This is a genomic window from Amycolatopsis mediterranei, from assembly GCF_026017845.1.
GTDB classification, from domain to species: Bacteria; Actinomycetota; Actinomycetes; order Mycobacteriales; family Pseudonocardiaceae; genus Amycolatopsis; species Amycolatopsis mediterranei.
The window spans coordinates 10,032,967-10,034,237 of the sequence record NZ_CP100416.1 but is presented as its reverse complement, the minus strand read 5'-3'; the positions used below and the strand labels follow the sequence as shown (position 1 = coordinate 10,034,237).

Annotated in this window: 1 protein-coding gene; it reads left to right on the top strand. The window is 68.8% G+C overall.

Translation table 11 applies throughout. From position 1 onward, the window contains the following. Positions 1 to 149: 149 nt before the first annotated feature. Positions 150 to 1,271, top strand: a 1,122-nt coding sequence (locus ISP_RS45605) for an IS4 family transposase (RefSeq protein ID WP_265049888.1), incomplete at its 3' end; no start/stop codon positions are given.

Here is a 1,271-nt window from a genome sequence, read left to right as displayed (position 1 = left end):
CAAAGCCGTTCAGTTAGCGGGTCTGTCTGCTGGTCAAGGATGTTGTTGTCGGCGTGTTGGTGCCGGAAATAGGTGCGGAGCTCCGGTAGGAGAGGTCGTCCTCCAAGACAGCCTCTTCACCAGGAGCTCCGCTGACTGCGAATTCTGTCATGACCCGTGTCGTCACTGTGGCGGGCGGGTGCTTCGCCCCGGGGCATCTCGGCGAGCTGACTCAGATCGTGCCCTTCGAGATGGTCGATGCCGCGCTGGCCGAGACCCGCAGGATGCAGCAACGGCTACGGGTGCTGCCCTCACGTGTGGTGGTGTATCTCCTGCTCGCGGCCGGGTTGTTCACCGAGGTCGGCCTGTCACAAGTCTGGACACGGCTGTGCGCAGGTCTGGACAAGCTCGCGGTCGCCAGGCCGAGCCCGAGCGCGTTGGCCGCCGCGCGGGTCCGGGTGGGCGCGGTGCCGCTGCGGGCGTTGTTCGACCTGCTGCGCGGCGCAGAGACCGGCTGCGTGCAGGTCGGTACCGCCCGTGCAAGCCGCCCGGGAGTGTTCTGGCGAGGCCGGCTGGTCACCGCGGTCGACGGCACCATCCTGTGCTGCCCGGACACCCCGGCGAACCTCACCCAGTTCAGCAAGGGCGGCGGCCACAACGGTGGCACCGGGTATCCGATGGTCCGGGTCCTGGCGCTGGTCGCCTGCGGCACCCGCACGATCATCGACGCGGTGTTCGGCACCGACCGCACCGGCGAGATCGGTTACGCCCACCAGCTGCTGCGCTCCACCCGGACCGGGATGATCGTGCTGGCCGACCGGAACTTCGCCGCCGCGGCCTGGATCGCCGCGCTATCCCAGACCGGCGCCGACATGCTCGTGCGGGTCAAGAACCACCGCCGGCTCCCGGTCTGCCGGGCCCTGCCCGACGGATCGTTCGTCTCCCGCATCGGCCGGGTCGAGGTCCGGGTGATCACCGCCCAGGTCACGATCACCACCAGCGACGGCCGCCGCACCGAGACCTACCGGCTGATCACCACCGTGCTCGACACGGCCGTGCCTGCGGTCGAGATCGTCGAGCTCTACCACCAACGGTGGGAGATCGAGACCGCGTTCGCCGAGCTCAAAGCCACCAGCATGGGCGGGCGGGTACTGCGCTCACGCACCCCGGCCGGGGTCACGCAAGAGATCTACGCCCTGCTGATCACGTATCAGGCGCTGCGGATCGCGATCAGCGACACCACCCTGGACCGCGCCGATATCGATCCCGACCGCGGCAGTTTCACCGTCGCC